This window comes from Ensifer sp. EB106-03-01-XG145 (genome assembly GCF_058792075.1).
On sequence record NZ_JBYTEC010000001.1, the window covers coordinates 1,032,635 to 1,056,621 of the forward strand.

A 23,987-nucleotide genomic window follows, 5' to 3' on the forward strand; every position below is an offset into this window, starting at 1 on the left:
GTGGCTACCGGGCGATTGTGACGGCTACCACCGGCCCTTGAGCGACTGCACCGCATGGTCGATGAACGCCCGAACCTTCGGTGTTTCCGCCTGGCGATCGGCAAAGCAGGCATAGAAGTCGAAGGGCTCGTGGTCGGTGTTGGCAACGCCTTCGCGAGGTGCGCCGCCAAACAGCGGCACGACCAGGCCGCGCTCCATCAGCGGCGCTGCGATAAAGGCTCCGAGGCGGGTGATGCCGGCGCCGGCGATCGCCATTTCGGCAAGCGTGTCGATGTCGTTGCTGACGATCGTCGCTTTCAGTTCCGGCTCGAAGCGCAGGCCGTCGCGGGTGAATGCCCAGCGAAAGATGCGGCCGTGCCCGGCATAGCGATAGACGAGGCAATCGTGGTGGATGAGGTCTTCCGGCCGTTGCGGACGGCCGCGCCGCTCCAGATAGGATGGCGCGGCGCAGATGATCATCGGCACGGAAGCAAGCTTGCGGGCGATCAAGCCCTGTTCCAGTTGCAGACCGAAGCGCACGCTGATGTCGATCCCTTCGCCGATATGGTCGATCTCCCGATCGGTGACGACGAGTTCGATCGAGACATCGGGATATTTGGCAGCGAAGGACGGCACCAGGGGTGCCACGACATGGCGGCCGAAGGCGACAGATGAAGCGATCTTGAGCGGTCCGCGCGGTTCGGCGTTGAGCGCCGAGACGGCAGCGGCTGCAAGCTCCAGTTCATGAACGACACCGCGTACCCGCTCGTAATAGATTCTGCCGCTCTCGGTGAGCCCGAGCTGGCGGGTTGTCCGGCTGAGCAGCCGACTGCCGAGCGTACGTTCAAGCCGCGCAATGTTCTGGCTTGCCGATGCGGGGGTGATCCCCAGCTTTCGCGCGGCCGCGGCGATGCTGCCCTCTTCGACGCTTCTGACGAAACTCTCCACCCCGCGCAGCGTGTCCATAACCACATCCATCGAATATTGTTCTATATTCGATGGTTTTGCCTATTTCTGAAGGAGGCTGCAATGGCCTACATCGCCGCAGCCCGATCCGTATAGTTCGGTCCGAAGCGAGGGGATGGTCCCCTCGGTCACCTCAGGAGAGTTTCTGATGGAAGACACCCTATCGGCTCCGCGGATCGCGCGTCGCCGCAAGTTGCCGCCCCGAGCGGCGCCCGTCGCCTTTGCCTTCTTCATGTCGGCGATCATGGCGTTTCTGATGTGCTGCGTCATCGTCGGCGCCAACACAGGCATCGATGCCGGTTATCCGGCCCGCGTGCTCAGCTCCTACGGACTGGCAATGCCCGTCGCCTTCATCTGCGTGCTTCTTGTGCGGCCGCTGGTTGCCAGGCTCGTCGGCGTCGTCTGCCGCCTGCCGGTCTGACAGGGCACCGTCCCGGAAAACCGGGCCGGGCGGTCCCCTGCATCGCAGGTGACCACCCGGTCACCTTTGAGTGCCGTCGATCGGAATAGGCCAACCCGATCGGGGAAAAGAGAAGCCACGTCCAGCTGTCCGGGCGTGGATTGCGCGTTAGCGGCAATGGGCCGCGGCGTTGCCCTGGTCGAGCTTGGTGCCGTTGACCGTCAGGACCGAGGCTGGCGACTGGGTGATCGTTCCGGCCGACCAGCCGTTGTCGAGCAGGCAATCCTTCGGCGTGTTGGTGACGCTGACATTGCCCGTGATGTCCTCGGTCGGACCGGAGAAGTAGAGGCCCGCCTTGCCGGCCTTGTCGACCGTCATGTTCTTCAACACGATGTCGCGCACCGGTCCTCCCAGGAACTCGTACTCGTTACCGTAGATATAGGCGCCATAGGTGCCGGCATTGGTAACGGCAACGTCCTGAAGCGAGATGCCCGAGACCGGGTTGAAGAAAATGCCGGCATTGCGCGTGCCGTCGACCGTCAGGCCCTTCACGTTGACGTTGGTGGTCGTCGCATCGAGGTTGGGGCTGGAAACGAGCATCAGGCCGTTGATGCCGCCCATGAGCCGCATGTCGTTGATGGCGACATTCGAAGTGCCTTGGAGCACCACGAGATCCATGTCGCGATCCTGCTTGGAATTGTCGACCGAGACACGATCGAGTTTGACATCCTTGCCTGCGACGAGCAGCACGCCTTCGCGGCGGGAGTTGCTGATCGTCACGTTGTCGATCGTGACGTTTTCCGTGCCGGTGACCAGCTCATAGTCTGTCCGGCCGACCTTCCTGAATTCGCCGCCGGCAAAGACGCCGTAGGTCACCTTGTCGATCGAGGTGTCGCGTACTGTCACGTCGCGGCTTCCGACGGAGCTGACGGCGGCAAAGGGCGCCTTGTTCGGATTGTAGATCGAGAATTCGCAGGTCGTGTTGTTTTCGCAGATGAAGAGATCGTGGATACGGCTGTCCTGAACCAGCGCGCCATTGACCCGCGTAAAGCGAATGCCGTCGTGATTGGTAGCGGAAATATCGACGTTGTCGATCGTCACGTTCGCTGCATCGGTCGCCGAGATACCGGCGAGACCGCCGCGGACCGCAAGCGACGAGACCGTGCTGCCGCTGGCCATGGCGATCACGTCCTGGGCCGGATTGTAGCCGGTGATCGTCGTGGCCGCGCCGTCATTGACGAAGGTGGTCGTCGCGCCGCTTCGTGCGCCGCGCACGGCAAGCGCACCGCCGCCGCCCAGAAGCGTCTGGCCGCTCTGAAGGGCCAGCGTCCGGTCGAGGCCGAGGTCGCCGTCGGCAAGGATCAGCGCGTTCGTCCCCGCCGAACCGATCAGCGTATTGATGGCATCGGCATTGCCGGAGGCCGAGGAAACGCTGACGACCCGGCCGGCGTTGCGGCCGCTGTCGGCGAACAGCGCCGCCTCGACGTCGCCGGTGGCGCCGGCATGAGTGCGGATCCGGGTCGAGCGTTCGACGCGCTGGGTCATCGGGTCGAAAGCATCAGCTGTCGAACCGGTCGCGCCGAACGGGATGCGCAGCCGGGCCATGACGGCGCCCTTGAGCTTGTCCTCGTTGTCATAGGTGCCGGTGACGCCGAGCGAAACCGTCGAGCCTTCGGAGAGGCCGGGCAGGTCGGTGAAGGTCAGCTCCGCACGCAGCTTGGCGCCGAACATGTCGTCGAGGTTGCGGCCGCCATACCAGTAGCTGCCGCCGAAGACCTTGAGCTGTACCTTGGAGCCTTCCTCGAACACCGGCAGCCGGCCGCCGATTTCGGCATCGATGCCGCGCCGCGCCCGTTCCATGCCTTCCTGGAAGACGAGCACGTGGTCGCGCACGTAGGCGGTGTTGAAAGCGTTTAGCGTCTTCGCGCTCGTCAGCGGCAGATAGAAGTTGCTGCGCATTTCAAAGTCGCCGCTCAACGCTTCGAGGCCGAAGGACAGCTGGCTGAAGGAGTTGCCGTAGCTGCTCTTCAGATAGTCGTAATAGCCATAGGCGCCGATCACCCATTGATCATTGGCGAGGAAGCGATAGCCCGCACCGATCGAGCCCTGACGAACGGAGTCATTTTCAATCGCTCCGCGTGTATCGATGAAAATCGCATTGCCCGAATCGAGCACGGAGGGCAGGAAAAAGCCGCCACTGGCACCCGAACCACCACTGAAGAAGCCGCCTTCGATCTCCGCCTGGGGGCGGAAGTCAACGGCCAGGGCAGGGCTCGAAAGCAGGGTGCTGCTTGCCAGGGCAGCCATAAAAATATTCCTATTTTTCATATCATTAACTCCGCATGTATGTGGCCTTTGGCGAGGCCACTTGGACATGCGGTTAAGATATGTGAGTAAAATACTCAAGTTTATTGATCGACGACGCAGCGGCTATCCGGCGACGTGTTGACGCAGGGCCTAAAAAAGCTTCATCCGCAACTTTAGGAATATATAGTTCGCTGTCGGCATGCCGCCCGCCAGTCGGCGGGCGGGACCGATCAGATAGTGGTTAGCCTTTGAGCGCCGCGATGTTGTCCTTGGCGTAAGTCTCCACACTGCGCGGCTCGTGGCCCGTCATCGTCTTCACGTCGCCGGTCGGTTTGGCGACCCAGCCCTCGCGCACCGGATAGAAGATGGAGGCGAGGAAGCGGGCATAGTCCGCCGGCACGCCGGCCCCTGTCAGAATGCCAACGAAGGTATCGTCGTCGACCGGTGCATAGGCGATCGGTTTGCCGGTAACGCGCGACAGGATCGCGGCGGCTTCGTCGTAGCTCAGCGCTTTCGGGCCGGTGAGATTGTAGGCGCGTCCGTTGAAGGCGTCGCTCGTGAGGGCGGCTGCCGCACATTCGGCGATGTCGCGCGTATCGATGAAGCTCGTCTTGCCCTCGGCTGCCGGCACGGCGATCGCGCCATGTGGAGGCAGGTTTTGGTGACACGGTTTCCGGCCGGAAACCGCCGTGGGGGCGTGATGGAATACGACGTCTATATCCAGACTTGCCCGACCCGCTTGGTGCTGGACCGGCTTGCCGACAAATGGGCGGTCCTGGTGCTCGGCAAGCTTGACGAACAGCCGGTGCGCTTCAATCAGCTGAAGCGCGAGATCGATGGCATTTCGCAGAAGGTGCTGTCACAGGTTCTAAAGAAGCTGGAACGCGACGGTCTCGTTAGCCGCAGCGTCTATGCCACCGTGCCAGTGACCGTTGAATATGCGATCACGCCGCTTGGCCGCACGCTGACGTCGACCGTCGCCGCCCTGACGCGCTGGGCCGAAGACAACATCGAGGCGGTGCTGGAGGCGCAGCAAAAATACGACCGCAGCGCCTGAGGCGGCTGCGGCCGACGAGTTGCCGCAGACATCATTCGTCTGCAGCCCGGGAGAGAGGGGTCAGGCGACCAGCTTGAGGCCGATGCCCCAGGGGTCGATGAGGCTGTAGCCATCGCCGGCGCGGTTGACCGGAATTTCCAGCGCATCGAGCTTGGCAAGCGCCGCGGCGCGTTCGGCCGGGTCCTTGTACTGGATCGTATAGTCCGAAAGCCCGGTCATATGGCCTTCGCGCTTCGGTGCGCCACGCGAGTTCCAGATGTTGGCGGCGACATGGTGGTGGTACTTGCCCGAACCGAAGAAGCTCGCGCCCGGATAGCGTGCCATCAGCCCGAGCCCCAGCACGTCGCGGAAGAACGCGTCGGCTTCGGGGATGTTGGAGACCTGCAGATGGATATGGCCGATGGCGGTTCCATCAGCCATGCCGTCCCAATTGTCCTTGGGTGCTTCGTCATAGAGCGCCTGGAGATTGAGCGGCAGCGTATCCATGCCGACGGTGCCGTCGGGCTTGAAGCTCCATTCGGATCGCGGCCGGTCACGATAGACCTCGATACCATTGCCTTCGGGGTCGGCGAGGTAGATTGCTTCGCTGACCAGATGGTCGGAAGCGCCCTGTAGCCTAATGTTGTTGTGGGCGGCGTGGGCCAGCCAACGGCCGAGTTCCCCACGGTTCGGCACGAGAAAGGCGTTGTGGAAGAGACCCGGCGCATTGCGGGGTGCCCTGGCAGCGTTACCTTCGGTTGTCAGGCTGAGGAGCGGGCGGCCGGCAACGCCGAGCGTTTCGCCGCTCTTGCTCGTTTCGATCGGCTTCAAGCCCATGATTCTCTGGTACCAGGCCGAAACAACGGGCAGATCCTGGACGACCAGATGTGCGTGGTCGACATGCGCAGGCATGGCGAGGGCGTGTTCGGTCGGGGTATCCGTCATGTCTGCCTCCTTGGGCGTCGAAACCGTGGCTGGTCTGCCGGCCCAGTTTCGTTGAAACTGTTGCCTGGAATATGGGCCGGCTCGCCCGTTCACGGAAGCCCGTCAGTCGCTTGATGTTGTGTTCGATGAGCGTTGACAGTGGTTGCCGTCGCCCTACCTCCATTTGAGTAGGGTCACGCGAGCGCGGCGCTTTCGATTTGATTTCAATCAAAGCCGGGAAAGCGGTCGAGGCGCAATCTCCAGACGAGGGATTGGCCCGCCACATCTGGCGCGGCGATCCGTGAGGGCAACAGAAGGAGTACAGCATGTACAAGAAGATCATCGTCCCGATTGCCATGGATCAGCTCGAGCACGGCGAATCTGTGCTGGGCATCGCCGAGAAGCTGATCGACGAAGGGGGCGAGATTGTCCTGCTCAACGTTGTCGAAGATCTGAATGCCTACGCGCAGGGCTACATGATCGTCGATTTCCCGTTGGAGATGGTCGAGGAATCCCGCAAGCAGGCAAAAAAGACGCTCGAGGACATGAAGACCAAGCACGGGATCAACGGCCGTGTTGAAATTCGCACCGGCGGTGCTGCCGGCACCATCAACGCCTGCGCGAGCGAAGAGAATGCCGATCTGGTGATCATCGCCTCCCACCGGCCGGGCCTGATCGATTACTTCATCGGTTCGACCGCGAGCCGCGTGGTCAGCCATTGCCCGTGCGCCGTACTCGTCGACCGGTAACCCACCAACAATAAGAGCGGCTGCGGCGCGATCCTGCGCCGCCACCGCCGAGGAGTCTTCAGATGGACAAGTTTGCGCTTGACGATTTTCGCAGCCGCCTCACCCACCGCAAGGAGGAACTGCAGGGGCGGCTGGTCAAGATCGAGCACGATCTCGATGAGCCCATGAACGCCGATGTGCCGGATCGCGTGACCGAGCGGGAAGGCGACGAGGTTCTGGAAGGCCTCGGTCTTGCCGGCCAAGAAGAGATCCGCGCGATCGACGCGGCACTCGACCGGATCGCCGCCGGCACCTTCGGCACCTGCGTCCGCTGCGGCCTGCCGATTTCGTCAGCGCGCCTGCAAGCTGTTCCCCATGCGCCGCTCTGTCAGGAATGTGCGGCGGAGGTTGCCCGGGGCGGAAGATGAACCATCGAGCGATCGCCGCCGTGCCCGCAGCGGCGATCTTCGGATTGTTATCTTAGTTCCAGCTTCAGTCTCGGCAGAAAGCGCCCCGGGATTACGGTCGATGCGATGACGCCGTCATCGACCGCGCCCATGCGGCGATAGAAATCGGCAGCGCCCGGGTCGGCATCGATCGTCATGACCGTGGCGCCGCGGTTGAGCGCTGCTTCGACACACCAGGCGAAAAGGCTGCGGCCAATGCCAGCGGCGCGCGCGTCCGGATCGATGAAGAGCTTGTCGAGTTCGGCGATCTGGCCATCGGAGCGAACCTGCGCCAGACCGAGGATCCGCTCGCCATCGACGGCGATCTGCAGGTCCGAATCCTTCCAGTCCTCGGCCGTCAGCGTCAGCGCCGGACGGCAAGCCTCCAGGAAGGCGGCGTCGTATCCCCATACCGCTTTCGATCGCAGGCAAAGCTCGCTGAGCGCGGCCGCCAGTTCCGGCTGAGGGGTGCGCAACTTCGACATGGTTCTCCTCCCGATCGGCGTAATCTTGTCAGCGCATGTGGTCATCGCCGCGCCTGCGAACAAGGTCCCGCGCACTCAGCAGATATGTCATGCGATTGTTGTAATGCGTTGCAAAAGTTGATGCTTTCGCCACGCCACCATATCTTTGCGGCGGCCCAGGGCTGTGGCAGGATGGCGATGATGGCGCGACAGCTACGAGCGTGCCCGAGAAAAAGACAGAGACCCGGGAGAGGGATCGCGTGGAATTCGCTGGCGTCAAATGGAACTATGACCGCTCGGAATTGATTGCCGACGGCATCGTGCACGGCATCGGTCTTGCCGCCGCGCTCGTCGGTGTCACCGCACTGATCTTCTATGCGACGCTTTGGAGCACCAGCGGCCAACTCGCTGCCGCCGCCGTCTACGGGGCAGGGCTGCTCGCGACGCTGTCGATCTCGTTTCTCTACAATCTCTATCCGATCTCGCGGACCAAATGGTTCCTGCGCCGCTTCGACCATTCCTCGATCTTCATCCTGATCGCCGCGACCTATACACCGTTCCTGCAGCGCGGGTTGGAAGACCCGTTCCTGTTCGTGATGCTGATCGGCATCTGGGCGATCGCGGCCCTTGGCGTTGCGATCAAATGTCTTTTCCCCGGCCGGTTCGACCGGCTGGCGATCCTGCTCTATCTCGCCATGGGCTGGAGCGGCGTGCTCGCTGTCGGGCCGCTCTTGTCGGCGCTGACGGCAACGACGCTGGTGCTGATCCTGATCGGCGGCATCATCTATTCCGCCGGCGTGATTTTCCATGTCTGGGAAAGGCTGCGCTTCCAGAACGCGATCTGGCACGGTTTCGTTGTGACCGGTGCGGCCGTTCACTATTCGGCCGTGGTGAGCTGCTTCAGCGCCGCAGCCTGAGCGGCGGTCAGTTCGGCGCTTCGCCCGCAACCGCAGCGACAGGCGGGTGCTGACAGCCTTCCGATGGCCTGAGGGCCTCCGCCATCCGCGAGATCACGCCGTCGAAACTGGTGAGCCGGCTCTTGCGGTACTGAAGGCGGAAATAGGCGGCGCTGCCGTCGCAGAGCGCGATGGCACGGGTATAAAACACTTCTTCCCCACGGACGCCCGAAAAGCTTGCCCAGGCTGCCGTCACCCGCGCATAAGCGATCCGCCAGTCGCCCTCGCGCTCGATCCCGATGCGGTCGTTGACGTCAGTCTCGAAGTCGCCATCCAGCAATGTGCTGCCAAAGACCGAAAGGGTCGCACCATTGTCGTTGGCATGAAAGCTGGCGCCGTCTCCATTGTCGCCCTGGCTCTGCAGTTCGAAGCCAGGCGGAATGTCGAGCACGTAGCCGAAACGCGCATTGGCATAGGGTAGCCAATCGTCGGCGGCCGCCGCTGCCAGGGCAGACGAAAGCAGGAGCGTGAGTGCTGTCAGGATGCGCAGCATGCGGACCTCCTCTCGCTTGCTCGACCCAAAGTCTAGATAGCGCGGCTTCGGTGCAGGGCCTGTTCCTAATGGAACAGCAGCCCCCATGCCACTCCTTCCGCGCGTCAGTGTCAATCCTCGGTAAACGTCATCGCATGGCCGTTGAGGCAATAGCGAAGCCCCGTCGGCGGCGGGCCGTCCGGGAACACGTGACCGAGATGGGCGTCACAGTCGGCACAGCGGATTTCCGTGCGCACCATGAAGTGCGAGCGGTCCTCGATCTCGCGGATCGCCTGGTCGTCGATCGCAGCGAAATAGCTCGGCCAGCCGCAACCGGAATCGAACTTGGTGTCCGAGCGGAAGAGGGCTCGGCCGCAACAGACGCATTCATAGGTGCCGGTCTGCTTGTTGTTGACGAAAGGGCCGGTGAACGGACGCTCGGTACCCTGCTGACGGGTGATGCGGTATTGCTCCGGCGAGAGCAGGGCTCGCCATTCCGCATCGGTCTTCACCACCTTGGGCGTCTTAACGGTCGTCATGAAAGATCTCCTGTCGTTGCGGCGACTATATAGGAATGCCGCCGGAAGCGCGCAATTCACGTCGCGGCCCGGCATTGCGGTCGACGGCGTGGCGTCAGGCGATCTCGCGGCGGATTACGGTCGGGCCGGCGCCGCGCCGGCGCTTGCTGTTGTTGTAGAAGGCGATGAATTCCGCTGCGGGCAACGCCTTGGAGAACAGCCAGCCCTGGCCATACTGGACACCGCGTTCGATGAGATAGTCGGCCTGCTCCTGCCGCTCGATGCCCTCGGCGACGATGTAGAGATCGAGCGACTTGGCAATGTCGATGATATGCGGCGTGATCGAACTGGTGGCAGAGTCCGTTCCGATCGTGTCGATGAAGGATTTGTCGATCTTCAGTGCGTCGAGCGGAAGCTCTTGCAGGTATTGCAGGCTTGAGTAGCCGGTGCCGAAGTCGTCGATCGCCACCGAGTGGCCGCGCCGGCGGGCCTCCTCGATCGTTGCGCGGGCCGATTTCACGTCCATGAAGCCCCGTTCGGTCGCTTCCAGCCAGATCTGTTGGGTCAGTATGCCGGTGTTTTCCAGCACCGCCTGGATCACCGGCAGGATGCGCCCCGACTTGATGTCGTCGGCGGCAAGGTTGACGGCAATGTGCAGCGAGCGATCCGCAAGGAGGACCGTTTTCAGCTCGGCAATCGTGGCATAGATGACCTGGTCGGTGATTTCTTCGATCAGGCCGTTCTCCTCCGCCAGCGGTATGAAGAGATCGGGGCGGACCATTTGCCCGTCGGGCCGCCGCCACCGTACGAGCGCTTCGGCACCGACGCAGATGCCGGTCTTCAGTTCGATGAGCGGCTGATAGTGGACGATGAATTCGCGCCGCTGAACGGCGATGGAGAGCTCTCCGAGCGGCGAAAGGCGGCGCCGCGACAGCCAGACGACGAGGCCGACCATAAGCGCTGCGACCAGGGCGCCGACCGGCAGAAGCAGCAGGCGCTCCCGGTCCATGTCCTTAAAAATGGCGATGTTGGGGGCGCTCGCGACGGCGATCCAGTTTGCTCCATGGGAGGTTGCGAACAGATCGTCGGCGTTGCTGCCGGTTTCGGGAAGTTCGGCGAGCCGGGCCGTAAGCGACGCGTCAGGATTGTTCAGAGTGCCGATCAGGACGCCGTTTTTCGTGGCGACTGCAAGCCGGGTGCCGGGCTCCGCAATCACGTCGACAAATCGAGCCGGGTTGGTCAGTACGGTGTAGGAACGATAGCGAAACGCCGTCATGGGGGCGCCGGTACTGATCGTCGGGTACATCCGCGGGATGACTTCGACGCCGTTGCTCGCGAAGAAATCGGCGGGCGGAGAGCGGGTGAGACGGCGCGGCGGATAGCCCCACGACGTGCACCTGAGCAGCCCGTTTTCGAAATAGCCGATGTCTTCGATGGAGGTCGTATTGACGACGAGGGAGCGCAGCGCTGCGATATGTGTTGCCATACAGGGCGGCATGTCAAACCGGTCGGCGGCTTTCAGCGCCCGGGAGGCTTCCTCGAGCGCCGCATCGGCGCGCATGATGGCGTAGTCGGCAAGATGGGAAAGCCGTGTCTGCTCGCTGCGCACCGCGATCGACCAGGAAAGATAATAGGCCGCCATCATCGGCAGGATCGCGCCGAGTGCAGCCAGGATACTGGCGATGACGACTATGCGAGATCGTTCCAAGCAGGCCTCGCCCGTGATCGTTGTGTTGTTCCGTTTCATGCTGCTTGCGGCAGAAAGACGGTCGATGAGCCGGCGCCTTGCGGTTCACAGATATCGTCGAAGGCAGACGTTCCGAGCAGCCGTTGGTTTCCGCCGGCAGGCGGATCCAGGCTTCGTATTATTTTGAATTGAAGAAGCCTTTACGTACAACTACCACGTCTTATTGTCCCGATTCTAGGACGTTCGATCCTGCTGCGACGACAACTGAATATTATGCTAACAGCATTTTAATTGTTGTCGGCCGCCTCCGCACGAAACGAACGAATCTGATAGTGTTTGGACTGCTGCGTCCGATCTCCGAAGCGACTTAACGGCACATAACGTCGATTTTATCTGGATAAGGCTTGAGGCGCCACAACCCTTCTTTTATGTCGGGTCTTCGATTGATTGTATCGTGAAAACATAAAGGAGCAGGCCAGGACGATGGATGTTGCGGCCCTGACATTTCTGGCTCTCGCACTCCCTTTCGTGGGAGCTTTGGTCGCGCCGCTGCTCACGCGCCTCCTCGGGCACAATGCGGCCTGGGTTCTGGCACTCTTCCCGGCGGCCATTGTCCTGCATTTCACCCGCTTCTGGCCGGACGTGGCCAAAGGCGAGGTGGTCACCGGCGGCTATGCCTGGATCCCGTCGTTCAATGTCAGCTTTTCCTGGTTGATCGATGGCCTGTCGCTGACTTTCGTCCTGCTGATCGCCGGCATCGGCATGCTGATCGTGCTCTATTCAGGCGGTTACCTGAAAGGCCATCCACAGCAGGGACGGTTCTTCTCGTTCATCCTGATGTTCATGGGATCGATGCTCGGGCTTGTCGTGTCCGACAGCTTCCTGATGCTCTTCGTCTTCTGGGAACTGACCTCGATCACGTCGTTCCTGCTGATCGGTTTCGATCATTCGCGCGAAGCGGCAAGGCGCGCAGCCCTTCAGGCGTTGATCGTGACCGGAGGAGGGGGCCTGTTCCTGCTCGCAGGACTTCTGATCATCTGGAACGTCAGCGGAGTCACCCAGCTTTCGCTGCTCATGGCCTTTGGTACGGAGATGCGCGAGAGCCCGTTCTATCTGGCCGCGCTCATTCTCGTCCTCGGTGGAGCCTTCACCAAGTCGGCGCAGTTTCCGTTCCATTTCTGGCTGCCGAACGCGATGGAAGCACCGACTCCCGTTTCGGCCTACCTGCATTCCGCGACAATGGTGAAGGCCGGCGTCTATCTGTTGATGCGGCTCAATCCCGTGCTCGGCGGCACGCCCGAATGGCAGATCCTGCTGCCGCTCTTCGGCGGCGCCACGCTCGTCATCGGCGCAGCTCTTGCTTGCCGCCAGACCGATCTGAAGCTGATGCTCGCCTATACGACCATGGCCTCGCTCGGGCTGCTGGTCATGCTGACCGGTCTCGGCTTCCCGCACGCGATCGAGGCGGCGGCGCTCTATCTTGTCGCACACTCCCTGTTCAAGGGTGCCCTGTTCATGGTTGCTGGCATCATCGATCATGAGACCGGCGCGCGTGACGTGACCAGGCTCGGGGGCTTGCGCTCCGCCATGCCGCTTACGTTCGTCATTGCGCTTGCAGCCGCATTTTCGATGGGCGGCCTGTTCCCCTTCTTCGGCTTCATCGCCAAGGAGGAAATCTACTACGCGCTCTCCGGCTTCGACCGGCGCTCCGTGGTCTTTGCGGCAATCGCGATCCTTGGCAATGCTCTGATGTTCGCGGTGGCCTTTGCCGTCGCCCTCAAGCCTTTCATCGGTGCGAAGGTGGAGACGCCGAAGGCGGCGCACGAGGCGCCGGTGCTGCTCTGGCTCGGGCCGGCGCTGCTTGCCGCCAAGGGGCTTTCCGCCGCCTTGCTCTCGGGGTTGACCCACGAACTCGTGTCGACGCCGATGGCATCGGCGATATCAGGCGAACCGCGTGCGGTCACGATGTCCGTCGTTCCGCATGTCGGGGTGCCGCTGGCCATGTCGACCGCGACCGCGTTGATCGGGATCGTTTTCTACCTGAAGCTCGATCGTTTGCGTGGTTTCATCGCCGCAATCCTTGCCGATATCGGCTGGGGGCCGGACCGTGGTTTCGACCAGCTCATCCGCGGGCTCGTTCGTTTTTCCGTCGGGCTGACGCGCCGGCTGCAATCCGGCCGCCTCGACGTCTACATGACGGCGACCTTCATCCTGGTTGCCTGCGTGCTGCTGGTCGTTCCGCTCACCTACGGCGAACTGCCGCGCGCGCCGTTCTTTGCACCCGACGTGCCACTGCACGAGCTTGCGATCATGGCCATCGCGGTCATCGGTCTCGTTGCCGTCGTGCTCGCTCCGGATCGGCTGACAGCGATCGTCTCGCTCGGCATCCAGGGCTTTGCCGTTGCCGTCATCTTCCTGCTCTATGGTGCGCCGGATCTTGCCTTCACCCAGTTCATGATCGAGACGCTGTCGGTCGTCGTCCTGGCACTGGTGATGACGCGCCTCAGGCTCTCGCCGTCCGACCATCGGCCGCTTGCCCAGAAGGTCCCGGATTTTGCCATTGCACTCGCCTGCGGCTTGGGTTTCGGCCTGATGCTACTGAAGACGACGGGCGTTCCCTTTGACTCCACGCTGACGGAATTCTTCAATCTCTATTCGAAATCGATCGCGCACGGCGCCAATGTGGTGAACGTCATCATCGTCGATTTCCGCGGTACGGACACGCTGGGTGAGATCGCCGTGGTGATGGTCACCGGTCTTGCCATCCTGTCGCTGGTCCGCTTGAGGGCTGGTTCTCTCCGCCGCATCGCCGACAATGATCCGGATGCGGAGGAACGCGCATGATGTCGGTGATCTTCCGGGCCGTCGCCCCTTTTCTCACCAGCCTGATGGTGCTGTTTTCGATCTTCGTGCTGCTGCGAGGCCACAACGAGCCCGGCGGCGGCTTCATTGGCGGGTTGATCGCGGTTTCGGCGCTGGCGATCTACGGCATCGCCTGCGGCGTCGAGACGGTGCGCCGTGCAATCTATTTTCACCCGATGACGATTGCCGGCGCGGGGCTGTTCGCAGCGACGGTCGCCGGCCTGATCTCGATTGCGGCACGCGTCCCCTTCATGACCGGTCTCTGGATCTATCCTTCGGTTCTCGGCCTGGAAGTCCCGCTCTCGACGGTGATGCTGTTTGATTGCGGCGTCTATCTCGTCGTCGTCGGGGCGATCAGCTCGATTGCGCTTTCGCTCGAAGAGCGGGGAGGCGAGTGATGGAAGCCTGGTTCGCGCTGCTCGTCAGTATCTTCTTCACGGTTGCCGTCTACCTGCTGCTGTCGAAATCCATCATCCGGGTGTTGCTTGGTGTTGCCATTCTCGGCAATGCCGTCAATCTGCTGATCTTCACCGGAGGGCGGCTGACGCGCGGCGTGCCGCCGGTCGTCCCCGGCCACCAGGACGCGCTCACGGGACCGGCGGCAAACGCTCTGCCGCAGGCACTGATCTTGACAGCGATCGTGATCTCCTTCTCCTTCTTCGCTTTCTTGCTGGTTCTCGCGTGGCGCGCCTACGAGGTGCTGCAGACCGACAATACCGACGAGATGCGCGTCGCCGAGCCGAAGGACGAGCCGGCTCCGCCGCTTGGATACTGACCGACCCATGGCCGCTTCAACTTCTCCCCACGCAGATCTTTCCGCCGCACTCGTTCTCGAGCCGGTCGCTTCTGCCGATTGGCTGGTGATCCTGCCGGTCGCCTGGTGCCTGGCGATCGGCGCACTGCTTGTCATGCTGCGCCGAAAGATCGATTGGCACCCTTACATCGCTGTCCTCGGACTGGCCGGTCTCGTGTTGATAGACATTCTCCTGCTTCGGCATGTGCTTGCGAGCGGTCCGGTGACAATGGTCATGGGACGCTGGCTGCCGCCCTTCGGCATTGCCTTCACCGTTGATCTGACGGGCGCTCTCTTTGCGTTGACCGCCTCGGTGGTGGCACTCGCCGGCGGGATCTATTCGCTCGCGGATATCAACGACAGCGGTCGGCGCTACGGCTTCTACCCGTTCCTGATGCTGCTGATGGCCGGCGTTTCGGGTGCATTTCTGACGGGTGACATCTTCAACCTCTACGTCTGGTTCGAGGTGCTGCTGATCTCGTCGTTCGGCCTCATCGTGCTCGGCTCCGAGCGCGAGCAGATCGACGGAGCGGTGAAGTATGGTTTCCTCAATCTGGTCGCGACCACCCTGTTTCTGATCACGACAGGCTATCTCTATGCGAGCTTTGGCACGCTCAATATGGCCGATATCGCCCGCAAGGCAGGAGGCCTTGCCGGCACGGCGCCGCTGATGACGCTGACGGCGCTCTTCGTGCTGGCCTTCGGCATGAAGGCGGCGGCGTTCCCGGTCAATTTCTGGCTGCCGGCCTCCTACCATACGCCGCGCGTCGTGGTGTCGGCGCTCTTCGCCGGCCTGCTCACCAAGGTCGGCATTTACGCCCTGATCCGCGTCACCGTCATGCTGCTGCCGCTCCAGCGCGAGGAACTGAGCTTCGTCATTGCCCTTGCCGGCGCGCTCACCATGCTCGTCGGTGCCTTCGGGGCGCTGGCGCAATCGGATTTCCGCCGCATGCTCGGCTATCTCGTGGTCTCCGGCATCGGCTCGATCCTCGCCGGGATTGCGGTCGGCGGGCCGGGCGGCATTGGCGGCGCGATCTTCTACGCGCTGCACTCGATGCTCGTCATGACTGCGCTTTATTTCGCATCCGGCGTTGCGGCCAAGCTCGGTGGCAGCTTCTCGCTTTCGTCGCTGGCAGGCCTTTATCGTCGCCACGCCGGTTTCGCGGCGCTGACGCTCATGCTGGCCTTCGCCGTTTCCGGTCTGCCGCCATTCTCCGGCTTCTGGCCGAAGGTCATGCTGGTCAAGGCGGCGCTCGATATCGGCGCCTGGTGGCTGGCCGCGGCCCTGCTTTTCACCGGCTTCCTGACGACTGTTGTCACCGGGCGTTTCTTCCTGCTGGCCTATTGGCGCGATGCGGCAGCCGGGGAGGTCACGACCGCTTCCGCGACGATCTCGCCGGCGGCGCTGCTGCCGCTCACCGTACTGGTCATCCTGGCTTTGGCGATTGGTCTCTACCCGGAGCCACTGCTTTCGACCATTCAAAGCGCTGCTGCCTCGCTCGCTGAGCCCTCGGCCTATCTGAACTCGGTTTTCCCGGGAGGTGCCCCGTGACCAAGTTCCTAACCATCAACCTGGTGTTCACGGCGATCTGGGGTGCGATCAGCGCCAGTTTCTCGCTGGCCAATCTGATCCTCGGCTTCGCCGTTGGAGCGCTGTCTCTATGGCTGATCCGGCGCGAGCTCCAGCCCGTCACCTATCCGGTGCGCCCGCTCAGACTGTTGTTGTTGACCGCTCTCTTCTTCAAGGAGCTCGCAATCTCGGCCACAAAGGTCGCGCTCATGGTCATCCAGCCGAAGATGAAGCTGAAGCCCGGCATCTTCGCCTATCCCTTGACGGTCAGGAGTGATTTCGAAATCGCGTTGCTCGCCAATCTCATCACGCTGACGCCTGGGACCTTGTCGGTCGACGTTTCCGACGACCGCCGGACGCTCTACGTCCATGCGCTCAATTGCGCCGATCCCGGCGGCCTCAGGCGCGATATCGCCAACGGCTTTGAACGGCGGATAAAGGAGGCTTTCGAATGAGCCTGCCAGACCAGATCGAAGCCCTCGCTACGGGCTTCGCACTTATCGCGCTGTCTGTTGCCCTTCTGATTACTGTCTGGCGCATCATCCGCGGCCCGACCTTACCGGACCGCGTGCTCGGCCTCGACATGTTGGTGGCGATCGCCATTGGCCTGATTGCCGTCGTCGCGATCCGCACCGGTTTCAACCTCTACATCGATATTGCCATTGCCCTTGGCTTGGTCGGCTTCCTCGCGACCGTCGCCTTTGCCCGCTTCATCCTGGCTCGCGGGCTTTCGCCAGAGACGGCCAACGTTGAGCGTAGCTCGCCGGAATCAAAGCGCGCGTCCGCACCGAGATCCAATGCGGTCCGTCGCAAGTATAAGGGAGGGCGCCGATGAACCCCGTCCTGGACATGGCCGTTGCTGTATTGGTTGCCGCTCTGTTGATCGTCGGCGCGATCTTTTCGCTGCTTGCGGCAATTGGCATCTTGCGTTTTCCCGATCTCTACACCCGTATGCATGCAGCGTCTAAGGCCGGCACCGTAGGTTCAGGCCTGTTGCTGCTGGCTGCGGGCGTTCATTCTCTGGATGCGGCGATACTGATTCGGGCGCTTGCAGGCTTCTTCTTCTTCGTTCTGACTGCACCAATCTCGGCTCATCTCTTGGCAAAAGCCGCACATCAGGCCGGTTACAAACTTACGAAGCTGTCAGTTGTAGATCAGCTTCCACAAAAGTAGAGCCACGTCATCGCTGATCGATGACATTTCTGAATCTGTATTTCAGAACTTTGCGATGCAGTGTGGCCATTTTAGCAATTCGGAGATAAAGTTGCTAACTGTCGGCAAATTTATGTTTGGACATTTCACGCATCGATGTTAATCGAGTAAATGTAAAGTGTCGTCGTGGAAATACTTTGATCTGAAATTCCAGCTTGAGTTGTGAATGTTGGTTGTTGCTTTGAGAGTTCGGTCGTCCCGGTGACTCGGCAGCAGGTTTCGTAATCAAAATTCCTACTCTTGATATCGTGGCCGGCGTTTGTCCTTGCCGCGTTTGATGGTCCATCCCAAGGCAGCGAAGGCTTCCTGGCGGCTCTTGCAAGCGTTCCTCCCCCCGAGACGCCGTTTCGGGTTGTGCTGAAGTCCGATAGGAGAAAGAAATGACTGAAACAGCGCTTGGCGCGAGCCATGAACTTCTGGTTGAGCTGACGGCGGAAATCGTTGCCGCCTACGTCAGCAATCACGTGGTTCCCGTCGCCGAGCTTTCCACGCTGATCGCAGATGTGCACTCGGCGCTCAACAACACCGCGGCGCCGGCACCGGTCGTCATCCCCGTTGAAAAGCCGAAGCCGGCCGTGTCGGTTCGCAAGTCCGTCCAGGACGACCAGATCACCTGCCTCGAATGTGGCGGCACCTTCAAGTCGCTGAAGCGCCACTTGATGACTCACCACAATCTGTCGCCGGAAGAATATCGCGAGAAATGGGACCTGCCGACCGACTACCCGATGGTCGCGCCCGCCTATGCGGAAGCACGCTCGCGTCTCGCCAAGGAAATGGGCCTCGGCCAGCGCCGCAAGCGCCGTGGCAAATAAGACTTCAACCGTCTGGTGAAGCCTTGCGGCTGGTTGCTGCAATTTGCCTGACGGCATTTGGTTTGAACACAAGGGCCGGGCCTGAGCGTCCGGCTCTTGTGTTTTGTACTGTCAGCAGCGCGGTCGCTGCGGCAGGTCCTGACGGCGCCTTGAAGCCTTTCGCGCAAACGTGCGCAGCGGTTTTGCGATAACGACATGCGAAATATCATAAAACTTAAAGCGCAAGGCGCGAACCTGAGAGATCGCGACGCGCTTTAGGCGGCCAGCCGAAGCTCGGCTTCGTTCTTGATGCGGCGGATCATCGAGCGCAGGCCATTGGCGCGCTGCGTCGACAGGTGCTCGATCAGGCCGATCTTGCCGAAGGTATCGATCGCATCGGTCTTGGCGATCTCCGAGGCATGTTTGCCGGAATAGATGGCGAGCACGATTGCGACCAGGCCGCGCACGATATGCGCATCCGATTCACCTTCGAAAGTCAGGACAGGGTCCTCCGGATTGCCGGCCGTCTGGGTGACGAGCCAGACCTGGCTGGCGCAACCCTGAACCTTGTTTTCCTGGGTCCGCTTGGCTTCCGGCATGTCCGGCAGAGCTTTGCCGAGTTCGATCACATAGCGATAGCGATCCTCCCACTCGTCGAGGAAGGCGAAATCGTCGATGATCTGGTCAAGCGTCGTCATGGTCCGGGTCCAGTTATCAGGGGATTATACGCCCGCCGGTCCTTGCCGCGAACGAGCTTTGTCCCTGTTCATGCCCCTTTGCCATCAGGCATGCGGGCTTTCAGTCCTCATATAGGGGATGGCAAGCCCATTGAGAACCGCCAATAACAGTTACCTTGGGTGTCGGCGGCATTTCGCCGGCGCGGTCAGATCGAAACGCTTGACGGGAAGATGAAGGCATTTCCGGCGCCTGCATCGATCCCGCCGAGTTTGCCGACGGCCGCCGACAAGGCATGGCCGGCCGCGCGCGCATCGTCAGCGTCACGGGCAGATCCCTCGGTGTGCAATTCCTGCTCGGCCTTTTGCAACAGCTGCTTTATCTTCTCGGCAAGCGATTTGAGTTCGGCGGCCAGTTTCGTGGTGGCGCCGGACTCACCGTCATCGTCGCTGAATTCACGATAGGCGCGCTCCGCAAAGCTTGTCGGCTCTGCGGACGTGGCTGCATCGTTTCCGGCGATAGCACCTTCCACTTGCGCACTGCCGGTATCTGCCAAGGCGGCCACGGCCGCAGCGGAGGCAACGCCGTTTATCGCTCCGGCACCGTCTGCGCCGGCCAACTGCTGGGCTGCCGTGCCGAGTTGCTGAGCGAGTTGCTTGGCGAGCCTCGCGAGCGTTTCCGGATCCGATGCGAAGAACCGGAGCATCCGAAGCTGTTCCTTGATGTCGTCGAGCTTCTTCTTTGCTGCGGCGGCGCGGTCACCAGTGTCGTCATCGGTGCCGAGGAGCAATGCGGCCGATGCCGGGCTCTTGCCTTCGACGGCGGTCGATGTGCCGGCTGTCGCTGGCCGCGTCACGCCCGCATTCGAAAAAAGCCCGTAGATCTGCATTGGGTGCCTCCGCTTGCCGTGCGGCGGACCTAAGCAGCCACGGCTTGTGCGTGGCTGGCTCTTGGCGATCAAAGGTTGCGCCTGAAAAGAAAACGCCGCGAGGGGATGGGATCCTCGCGGCGGCCACGACAGGGCGGCAAGTCAGGCAGTTAAGTTGCGAATGGGTGGCCCGCCGGTCTCGACCGAGGGCTTGGCATGACTACTGGATGATCGCGGCCTTGGGATCGAGGCGCTTTTCCGGAACCGGCGTGCGCTTGAAGACAGGCTCTGCATCGATGGTGCTGACCTCGGTGGCGGGTGCTGCCACATCGGCAGCGGGCTTGACCGTGCCGGTCATGACCGGTGTGACCGTTCCGGTCATCACCTTGGCATCGGGTTGGGCCGCATCGGTTTCGGCAAACTGGGTATCCAGGAACTCATAGGCGATACGAGCGCCTTCGCGGGCCCTGTGGCCGAGGGCGACGAAGGTCTCTGCCCCTTTCTCGCAAATCTCAGGCTTCTGGATGCAGATGGCGCTGATGTATTGGAAGGCCTCATTGGCGGCGGCGAAGGTGTCGCCAAGCTCGACCTTGGGAGCGTGCTCCAGCTTCTGCGAGCTCGACGGATCGAGGAATGGCAGCAGCACCAGCACCAGCGAAAACCAAAATGTCGCCTTGATGAGAAACCACATGTTCTGCCCATCCTTCGTTCATCTGCCTGAGCTCGCCAGTCTTCTAGCCGGCTTTTGTGCCTTCGGCATCCCGCAGCGCCGTCGTATCCCCTGATACCCGTTCACGCTGCCGTCGTTTCCTCGGGGAGCTGCTGCCTTCGAGGCAGCGTCCGTCCCTTTGTTGACACCGACATTAGGACGGGAATCACAAGACGGCTTTTCAAAATCGCGCGGCATTTGCTTCAAATTTTAATGAAATGCCGCCGTCGAGTGCTTTGCCGCGCATTTGTGTCGCATTTTAGCTTTCGCCGTTAAGGTTCGTGGCGGGACCCTGTGTGCGAAGCCCGGAAGCGTCGGCAATGGCGTGCCGGCGGGCTCGCCACAATCGTTAACGCTGTGCAGAAAATGCACAGAAATCCGTTGCTTACGCCCCGTTAACCACAAGAAATGAAGGTCGCTCAATTTGCTCCAAAACGGGATTTTTCGGCCGTTTCGCACCGTTCCGGCACGGGCGCGTTTATTCTTTCATTAAGCCGGGGATGCGAGATTCCGACATGTCACGAGGCGGTCTGAACCGCGGTTTCCAAATAGGGGAAATCGGTCGCGCCAGCCTCGCAAGAACAACAAATGTAGCAGGGTAAAGCGTGAGCGTATTGCGTAACATGGCTGGCAGATGGGCGTCCCGCGTGGACGAGATCGCGGCCCTGTGGCTGCCCCGTCGTGAGGCTTCTTCGCCCGCCGGGCGCCGCGACACGAAACGTTTGCGCACTGTTGCGGCCGTGTCTTTGACGACACTGCCGGTGGCGCCGCTCGCCCTGTCGCTCGCCATACCCGTGTCCTCGGCCCTGCCGCTCGGAACCGCTCTTTGGGCTTCCGCTTCGCTACTCGCGGCAGCCGTGGCGATCGCTCGCGGCCGGGCGCCGGAAACTGCTGCGCCGGCTCCGTCCGATCCCGTTCTCCGGGACCTCTCGGCAGCCTATGACCTGTTTGCGGGCCTCGTGACCGTGCATGACCTGCGCGGCAATGTCCTTTCCGTGCATGGGCGCGATGCCGCCGAGCACCTGACGCTGATGCGCGACCCGGCGGGCCGCGGCTTCATCGAGCAGATTCACGTCTCCGACCGCATTACGTTCCTGAGCGCGATCGACATCCTTCGCCAGGGCGGCGATCGGGCGACGGTCGATATCCGTATCGAACGGCGGACCTTGCCGATCGAAGGCGAACAGTTCGTCTACATGTCCTGCGACTTGGCGCCCTTGCGCGATCGCGATGGCAACTTGACGGCGATCCTTGCGCAGTCGCGCGATGTCTCTCAGGAGGCAGGCCTGCGCGCCGAGGCGGCGGCCCGGACCGCCGAAGCGGAGTCCGCGAACGATGCCAAGACCCGTTTCCTCGCCGCCGTCAGCCACGAACTGCGCACGCCGCTCAATGCCATCCTCGGCTTTTCCGACGTGCTGGCCGGCGAGTATTTCGGCAAGCTCGAGAACGATCGCCAGCGCGAGTATGTAGGCCTCATCCACAAGTCGGGCGAACATCTGCTCTCCGTCGTCAACACCATGCTCGACATGAGCAAGATCGAGGCGGGACGCTACGAGCTCATGCCCGAGCCGTTCCGCGTCGCCGAGGCGGTTGCCGCCTGCGAGGCGATGCTGTCGCACCAAGCCGCGGAAAAGGGCGTCAAGCTCGTCAGCCGCGTCACCCGCGGCATCGGCGAAGTCAATGCCGACCAGCGCGCCTTCCAGCAGGTTCTGATCAACCTGGTCGGCAACGCCGTGAAGTTCACCGACCATGGCGGCGTCGTGACGATCGACGCTGAAGTGGACGGTGCGATGCTGAAGCTCTCGGTCAGCGACACCGGCATCGGTATTGCCGCCGACAAGCTGGAGCTGCTCGGTCAACCTTTTGTCCAGATCCAGAACGACTATACACGCCGCTACGAAGGCACGGGTCTTGGCCTTTCGCTGGTCAAGGGCCTCGTTGCCCTTCATGGTGGCGACCTCACGATTCGCAGCCGCGAGGGTGAGGGGACCGTCATCGTCGTGACGATACCGCGCGACGGCTCCGGCATCGCCGTTGCCGAGCAAGAAGAGCAGCGTTCGTCGGTGACGGTGGAATTTCCGCCGCGCCTGCGCGACGGAGAGGCGAGGCCGGCCGCCGAAGGAGGGCGGTCCGAAGACGTTGGTTTGAACGAGGAACGGGGATATGGCGCCGCGCAAGCGAAAACAGCCTGAACGGAAGAAGGCCGCGCGGCGTGCGCCTGGCCTGGCCGTGCGCGGGCTGGCTCTTGCCGGACAGGGTGTTGGGCTTGCCGGCCGGCTGATGGCGCGCCATCCCCTGGTCTCTGGCGGCTCGGCCGCCTTCCTGGTCGTGTTTTCCTTCGTTGCCGCCAATGCCATGTGGTACCAGCACGGTGTGCACCCGTCACCGCTGATGCGCACCCGCGTGCCGCTCGTCAGCGCTGAAACCGCGCAGCGGATCGCCATCGCCAAGGGCGAAGAGATCGAGCCGCGCAACGTGACCACCTTCGTCATCGAGCGCGAGGGCGAGGCCAAGGCGGACAATGTCGAAGGCGTGATAGCTGCGGCTTCCGCGGATCTGCCGACGGAAAAGCCGTCGCCTGAGCGCGTGGCGAGCGTGCCCGGTGGCGCGACCTCGAAGCTCGTGGCCGACATCCAGAAGGAACTGAACCGCGTTGGCCTTTATGACGGCGCGCCGGACGGGCGCAGCGGTCCGCGGACGGCGGCCGCGATCCTGCGCTTCGAAGCGCAGGCCGGCCGCGCCGAGACGGGTTCGGCCAGTACGGAGTTGCTGCAGGCACTTCGGGCGGCACCTGGCGATCAGGCTGCTCAGGTCATGCCGGCGGGAAGACCTCTCGCCGAGGCCAAGGGCAGTGGCGTTGAGATCGATCCGGTCGCTGCCGCCATTCGTTCCTCCGAGAAGGAGAGCAATTTCGTTCCGCGTGCCGAAATCCCGGTTTCGAGCGCCTTGGTGCTGAACATCCAGAAGGGGCTGAGCAACCTCGCCTATGCGGATGTGACGGTCGATGGCGTCGCCGGAGCGCAGACGCGGGCGGCGATCCGCCATTTCGAGAAACATTACCGCCTGCCGCAGACCGGTGAACCGAATGCCCAGGTCTTGAAAAAGCTCAAGGAAATCGGCGCACTCTGATTGCCAGTGGGGTTTGACCGCGCCGCCGATTTGCCTGCGCCGTCCAGCGCGTGTATCAGCCTTTCATGCGCCTGAAGTCTCACATCTTCGTCTCGTCCCTCTTGCGCCGCGCGTTTTCGCTCGGCGGCTATGCGGCCGTGCTGCGCAAGGGAGCGGAGGAGGCCGGTGCGATCTTCATCCGCCAGCGGACGCGGCTCGGCACGGAGACGCTCTTTGCCCCGGCGCCGCAGAATTTCTTCGACGACGAAGTCGCGCTCGGCCGCAAGTTCGAAGCGAGGCTGCGCGACAGCGATACTGAGCGGGTCGATGCGGCGCTCGCAGGCGAAATCCGCTTCGATCCGGATTGCTGGATCGTGGAGATCGAGCTGGACGACCATGGCGATCTGTTCGAGGTGGTTCCGGAGGAAGGGGCAAGCCGGCCCTGACACCGTCTTGCCGATCGCAATGGCCGCATCGCAGGACCGCAGGCTCCGACGGGTCGCGAGTGGAGTTGGA

26 protein-coding genes and 1 pseudogene are annotated in these 23,987 nt (G+C 62.3%); 16 read left to right on the forward strand and 11 right to left on the reverse strand.

The genetic code is table 11. The features are described from left to right. Positions 1–24: 24 nt before the first annotated feature. The gene (locus AC3WWH_RS05030) at positions 25–945 is read right to left on the reverse strand and encodes a LysR family transcriptional regulator (RefSeq protein WP_057250456.1); all 921 of its coding nucleotides are present in this window, start codon (positions 943–945) and stop codon (positions 25–27) included. A 148-nt stretch (positions 946–1,093) separates the two neighbouring features. Here AC3WWH_RS05030 and AC3WWH_RS05035 point away from each other — a divergent pair, with 148 nt between their 5' ends. Beyond that, positions 1,094–1,366 carry a DUF2798 domain-containing protein gene (locus tag AC3WWH_RS05035; RefSeq protein WP_058320316.1) on the forward strand — a complete coding sequence of 91 codons (273 nt, stop codon included), beginning with the start codon at positions 1,094–1,096 and terminating at the stop codon, positions 1,364–1,366. Positions 1,367–1,513: 147 nt separating this feature from the next. Here AC3WWH_RS05035 and AC3WWH_RS05040 read toward each other — a convergent pair whose 3' ends face one another. Together AC3WWH_RS05040 and AC3WWH_RS05045 are read right to left on the reverse strand one after the other, a co-directional pair. After that, positions 1,514–3,652: an inverse autotransporter beta domain-containing protein gene (locus tag AC3WWH_RS05040; RefSeq protein ID WP_058320315.1), complete on the reverse strand. Its 2,139-nt coding sequence runs from the start codon at positions 3,650–3,652 to the stop codon at positions 1,514–1,516. Positions 3,653–3,893: 241 nt separating this feature from the next. Continuing rightward, positions 3,894–4,298 (reverse strand): annotated as a pseudogene (locus AC3WWH_RS05045) (NmrA family NAD(P)-binding protein); the annotation flags it as partial. A 54-nt stretch (positions 4,299–4,352) separates the two neighbouring features. Between AC3WWH_RS05045 and AC3WWH_RS05050 the strand changes: the two are divergent. After that, positions 4,353–4,709: a winged helix-turn-helix transcriptional regulator gene (locus AC3WWH_RS05050; RefSeq protein ID WP_057250447.1), complete on the forward strand. Its 357-nt coding sequence runs from the start codon at positions 4,353–4,355 to the stop codon at positions 4,707–4,709. 60 nt (positions 4,710–4,769) lie between these two features. On the opposite strand, the gene AC3WWH_RS05055 is transcribed toward AC3WWH_RS05050, so the two are convergent. Beyond that, positions 4,770–5,633, reverse strand: a complete 864-nt coding sequence (locus AC3WWH_RS05055) for a VOC family protein (RefSeq protein ID WP_058320314.1) — start codon at positions 5,631–5,633, stop codon at positions 4,770–4,772. 305 nt (positions 5,634–5,938) lie between these two features. Between AC3WWH_RS05055 and AC3WWH_RS05060 the strand changes: the two genes are divergently transcribed. After that, positions 5,939–6,361: a universal stress protein gene (locus tag AC3WWH_RS05060; protein WP_057250443.1), complete on the forward strand. Its 423-nt coding sequence runs from the start codon at positions 5,939–5,941 to the stop codon at positions 6,359–6,361. Between the two features lie 62 nt (positions 6,362–6,423). Next, positions 6,424–6,768: a TraR/DksA family transcriptional regulator gene (locus AC3WWH_RS05065; RefSeq protein ID WP_057250441.1), complete on the forward strand. Its 345-nt coding sequence runs from the start codon at positions 6,424–6,426 to the stop codon at positions 6,766–6,768. Positions 6,769–6,815: 47 nt separating this feature from the next. On the opposite strand, the gene AC3WWH_RS05070 is transcribed toward AC3WWH_RS05065, so the two are convergent. Then, on the reverse strand, positions 6,816–7,271 hold the full coding sequence (locus AC3WWH_RS05070) for a GNAT family N-acetyltransferase (protein WP_058320313.1): 456 nt from the start codon (positions 7,269–7,271) through the stop codon (positions 6,816–6,818). A 239-nt stretch (positions 7,272–7,510) separates the two neighbouring features. On the opposite strand from AC3WWH_RS05070, the gene trhA reads away from it, so the two are divergent. After that, positions 7,511–8,167, forward strand: coding sequence for a PAQR family membrane homeostasis protein TrhA (gene trhA, locus AC3WWH_RS05075; protein WP_057250437.1), 657 nt, complete (start codon positions 7,511–7,513; stop codon positions 8,165–8,167). A gap of 7 nt (positions 8,168–8,174) precedes the next feature. On the opposite strand, the gene AC3WWH_RS05080 is transcribed toward trhA, so the two are convergent. The 3 genes from AC3WWH_RS05080 to AC3WWH_RS05090 form a co-directional block, all read right to left on the reverse strand. Continuing rightward, a complete protein-coding gene (locus tag AC3WWH_RS05080) occupies positions 8,175–8,699 on the reverse strand; it encodes a hypothetical protein (RefSeq protein ID WP_057250435.1) in 525 nt (174 codons plus the stop codon). A 110-nt stretch (positions 8,700–8,809) separates the two neighbouring features. After that, on the reverse strand, positions 8,810–9,217 hold the full coding sequence (msrB, locus tag AC3WWH_RS05085) for a peptide-methionine (R)-S-oxide reductase MsrB (RefSeq protein ID WP_058320312.1): 408 nt from the start codon (positions 9,215–9,217) through the stop codon (positions 8,810–8,812). A gap of 94 nt (positions 9,218–9,311) precedes the next feature. Then, complete coding sequence (locus tag AC3WWH_RS05090) at positions 9,312–10,904, reverse strand: EAL domain-containing protein (protein WP_082640666.1); 1,593 nt, start codon at positions 10,902–10,904, stop codon at positions 9,312–9,314. A gap of 462 nt (positions 10,905–11,366) precedes the next feature. On the opposite strand from AC3WWH_RS05090, the gene AC3WWH_RS05095 reads away from it, so the two are divergent. The 8 genes from AC3WWH_RS05095 to mucR all read left to right on the forward strand — a co-directional run bounded on the left by AC3WWH_RS05095 (position 11,367) and on the right by mucR (position 18,132). After that, positions 11,367–13,727, forward strand: a complete 2,361-nt coding sequence (locus tag AC3WWH_RS05095) for a putative monovalent cation/H+ antiporter subunit A (protein WP_058320310.1) — start codon at positions 11,367–11,369, stop codon at positions 13,725–13,727. Continuing rightward, positions 13,724–14,143 (forward strand): Na(+)/H(+) antiporter subunit B, encoded by a 420-nt coding sequence (locus tag AC3WWH_RS05100; protein WP_058320309.1) that lies wholly within the window; start codon positions 13,724–13,726, stop codon positions 14,141–14,143. The genes AC3WWH_RS05095 and AC3WWH_RS05100 overlap by 4 nt, the downstream gene beginning before the upstream one ends. Next, complete coding sequence (locus tag AC3WWH_RS05105) at positions 14,143–14,520, forward strand: Na+/H+ antiporter subunit C (RefSeq protein WP_057250425.1); 378 nt, start codon at positions 14,143–14,145, stop codon at positions 14,518–14,520. Before AC3WWH_RS05100 ends, AC3WWH_RS05105 begins: the two co-directional genes overlap by 1 nt. A gap of 7 nt (positions 14,521–14,527) precedes the next feature. Beyond that, entirely contained in the window at positions 14,528–16,090 is a 1,563-nt protein-coding gene (locus tag AC3WWH_RS05110; protein WP_058320308.1) for a Na+/H+ antiporter subunit D, read from the forward strand. Beyond that, the gene (locus AC3WWH_RS05115; protein WP_058320307.1) at positions 16,087–16,563 is read left to right on the forward strand and encodes a Na+/H+ antiporter subunit E; all 477 of its coding nucleotides are present in this window, start codon (positions 16,087–16,089) and stop codon (positions 16,561–16,563) included. The genes AC3WWH_RS05110 and AC3WWH_RS05115 overlap by 4 nt, the downstream gene beginning before the upstream one ends. Further along, positions 16,560–16,943: a cation:proton antiporter gene (locus AC3WWH_RS05120; RefSeq protein ID WP_057250419.1), complete on the forward strand. Its 384-nt coding sequence runs from the start codon at positions 16,560–16,562 to the stop codon at positions 16,941–16,943. Before AC3WWH_RS05115 ends, AC3WWH_RS05120 begins: the two co-directional genes overlap by 4 nt. 14 nt (positions 16,944–16,957) lie before the next feature. Further along, complete coding sequence (gene mnhG / locus AC3WWH_RS05125) at positions 16,958–17,281, forward strand: monovalent cation/H(+) antiporter subunit G (protein WP_057251077.1); 324 nt, start codon at positions 16,958–16,960, stop codon at positions 17,279–17,281. A gap of 419 nt (positions 17,282–17,700) precedes the next feature. Next, positions 17,701–18,132: an exopolysaccharide biosynthesis transcriptional regulator MucR gene (gene mucR, locus AC3WWH_RS05130; protein WP_034789336.1), complete on the forward strand. Its 432-nt coding sequence runs from the start codon at positions 17,701–17,703 to the stop codon at positions 18,130–18,132. A 254-nt stretch (positions 18,133–18,386) separates the two neighbouring features. On the opposite strand, the gene AC3WWH_RS05135 is transcribed toward mucR, so the two are convergent. The 3 genes from AC3WWH_RS05135 to AC3WWH_RS05145 form a co-directional block, all read right to left on the reverse strand. Then, complete coding sequence (locus AC3WWH_RS05135) at positions 18,387–18,809, reverse strand: SufE family protein (RefSeq protein WP_057250417.1); 423 nt, start codon at positions 18,807–18,809, stop codon at positions 18,387–18,389. 185 nt (positions 18,810–18,994) lie between these two features. Continuing rightward, on the reverse strand, positions 18,995–19,675 hold the full coding sequence (locus AC3WWH_RS05140) for a peptidylprolyl isomerase (protein WP_058320306.1): 681 nt from the start codon (positions 19,673–19,675) through the stop codon (positions 18,995–18,997). A gap of 199 nt (positions 19,676–19,874) precedes the next feature. Then, positions 19,875–20,345 (reverse strand): DUF5330 domain-containing protein, encoded by a 471-nt coding sequence (locus tag AC3WWH_RS05145; RefSeq protein WP_057250413.1) that lies wholly within the window; start codon positions 20,343–20,345, stop codon positions 19,875–19,877. A 641-nt stretch (positions 20,346–20,986) separates the two neighbouring features. Between AC3WWH_RS05145 and AC3WWH_RS05150 the strand changes: the two genes are divergently transcribed. The 3 genes from AC3WWH_RS05150 (at position 20,987) to AC3WWH_RS05160 (ending at position 23,917) form a co-directional block, all read left to right on the forward strand. Beyond that, on the forward strand, positions 20,987–22,555 hold the full coding sequence (locus AC3WWH_RS05150; protein ID WP_058320305.1) for a sensor histidine kinase: 1,569 nt from the start codon (positions 20,987–20,989) through the stop codon (positions 22,553–22,555). Further along, positions 22,527–23,492 (forward strand): peptidoglycan-binding domain-containing protein, encoded by a 966-nt coding sequence (locus tag AC3WWH_RS05155; RefSeq protein ID WP_058320304.1) that lies wholly within the window; start codon positions 22,527–22,529, stop codon positions 23,490–23,492. The genes AC3WWH_RS05150 and AC3WWH_RS05155 overlap by 29 nt, the downstream gene beginning before the upstream one ends. A gap of 65 nt (positions 23,493–23,557) precedes the next feature. Next, positions 23,558–23,917: a DUF1491 family protein gene (locus tag AC3WWH_RS05160; RefSeq protein ID WP_058320303.1), complete on the forward strand. Its 360-nt coding sequence runs from the start codon at positions 23,558–23,560 to the stop codon at positions 23,915–23,917. The last annotated feature ends 70 nt before the right edge of the window (positions 23,918–23,987 follow it).

What these genes read in the sequence shown, in the direction of transcription:
- AC3WWH_RS05035 (WP_058320316.1), top strand. Translation starts at nt 1,094, where the DNA reads ATGGAAGACACCCTATCGGCTCCGCGGATCGCGCGTCGCCGCAAGTTG.
- AC3WWH_RS05160 (WP_058320303.1), top strand. Translation starts at nt 23,558, where the DNA reads ATGCGCCTGAAGTCTCACATCTTCGTCTCGTCCCTCTTGCGCCGCGCG.
- AC3WWH_RS05065 (WP_057250441.1), top strand. Translation starts at nt 6,424, where the DNA reads ATGGACAAGTTTGCGCTTGACGATTTTCGCAGCCGCCTCACCCACCGC.
- mnhG (WP_057251077.1), top strand. Translation starts at nt 16,958, where the DNA reads ATGGCCGTTGCTGTATTGGTTGCCGCTCTGTTGATCGTCGGCGCGATC.
- AC3WWH_RS05055 (WP_058320314.1), bottom strand. Translation starts at nt 5,633, where the DNA reads ATGACGGATACCCCGACCGAACACGCCCTCGCCATGCCTGCGCATGTC.
- AC3WWH_RS05060 (WP_057250443.1), top strand. Translation starts at nt 5,939, where the DNA reads ATGTACAAGAAGATCATCGTCCCGATTGCCATGGATCAGCTCGAGCAC.
- AC3WWH_RS05040 (WP_058320315.1), bottom strand. Translation starts at nt 3,652, where the DNA reads ATGGCTGCCCTGGCAAGCAGCACCCTGCTTTCGAGCCCTGCCCTGGCC.
- AC3WWH_RS05100 (WP_058320309.1), top strand. Translation starts at nt 13,724, where the DNA reads ATGATGTCGGTGATCTTCCGGGCCGTCGCCCCTTTTCTCACCAGCCTG.
- mucR (WP_034789336.1), top strand. Translation starts at nt 17,701, where the DNA reads ATGACTGAAACAGCGCTTGGCGCGAGCCATGAACTTCTGGTTGAGCTG.
- AC3WWH_RS05140 (WP_058320306.1), bottom strand. Translation starts at nt 19,675, where the DNA reads ATGCAGATCTACGGGCTTTTTTCGAATGCGGGCGTGACGCGGCCAGCG.
- AC3WWH_RS05050 (WP_057250447.1), top strand. Translation starts at nt 4,353, where the DNA reads ATGGAATACGACGTCTATATCCAGACTTGCCCGACCCGCTTGGTGCTG.
- AC3WWH_RS05030 (WP_057250456.1), bottom strand. Translation starts at nt 945, where the DNA reads ATGGACACGCTGCGCGGGGTGGAGAGTTTCGTCAGAAGCGTCGAAGAG.
- AC3WWH_RS05095 (WP_058320310.1), top strand. Translation starts at nt 11,367, where the DNA reads ATGGATGTTGCGGCCCTGACATTTCTGGCTCTCGCACTCCCTTTCGTG.
- AC3WWH_RS05155 (WP_058320304.1), top strand. Translation starts at nt 22,527, where the DNA reads ATGGCGCCGCGCAAGCGAAAACAGCCTGAACGGAAGAAGGCCGCGCGG.
- AC3WWH_RS05150 (WP_058320305.1), top strand. Translation starts at nt 20,987, where the DNA reads ATGGCTGGCAGATGGGCGTCCCGCGTGGACGAGATCGCGGCCCTGTGG.
- AC3WWH_RS05145 (WP_057250413.1), bottom strand. Translation starts at nt 20,345, where the DNA reads ATGTGGTTTCTCATCAAGGCGACATTTTGGTTTTCGCTGGTGCTGGTG.
- AC3WWH_RS05105 (WP_057250425.1), top strand. Translation starts at nt 14,143, where the DNA reads ATGGAAGCCTGGTTCGCGCTGCTCGTCAGTATCTTCTTCACGGTTGCC.
- AC3WWH_RS05110 (WP_058320308.1), top strand. Translation starts at nt 14,528, where the DNA reads ATGGCCGCTTCAACTTCTCCCCACGCAGATCTTTCCGCCGCACTCGTT.
- AC3WWH_RS05135 (WP_057250417.1), bottom strand. Translation starts at nt 18,809, where the DNA reads ATGACGACGCTTGACCAGATCATCGACGATTTCGCCTTCCTCGACGAG.
- AC3WWH_RS05080 (WP_057250435.1), bottom strand. Translation starts at nt 8,699, where the DNA reads ATGCTGCGCATCCTGACAGCACTCACGCTCCTGCTTTCGTCTGCCCTG.
- AC3WWH_RS05120 (WP_057250419.1), top strand. Translation starts at nt 16,560, where the DNA reads ATGAGCCTGCCAGACCAGATCGAAGCCCTCGCTACGGGCTTCGCACTT.
- msrB (WP_058320312.1), bottom strand. Translation starts at nt 9,217, where the DNA reads ATGACGACCGTTAAGACGCCCAAGGTGGTGAAGACCGATGCGGAATGG.
- AC3WWH_RS05070 (WP_058320313.1), bottom strand. Translation starts at nt 7,271, where the DNA reads ATGTCGAAGTTGCGCACCCCTCAGCCGGAACTGGCGGCCGCGCTCAGC.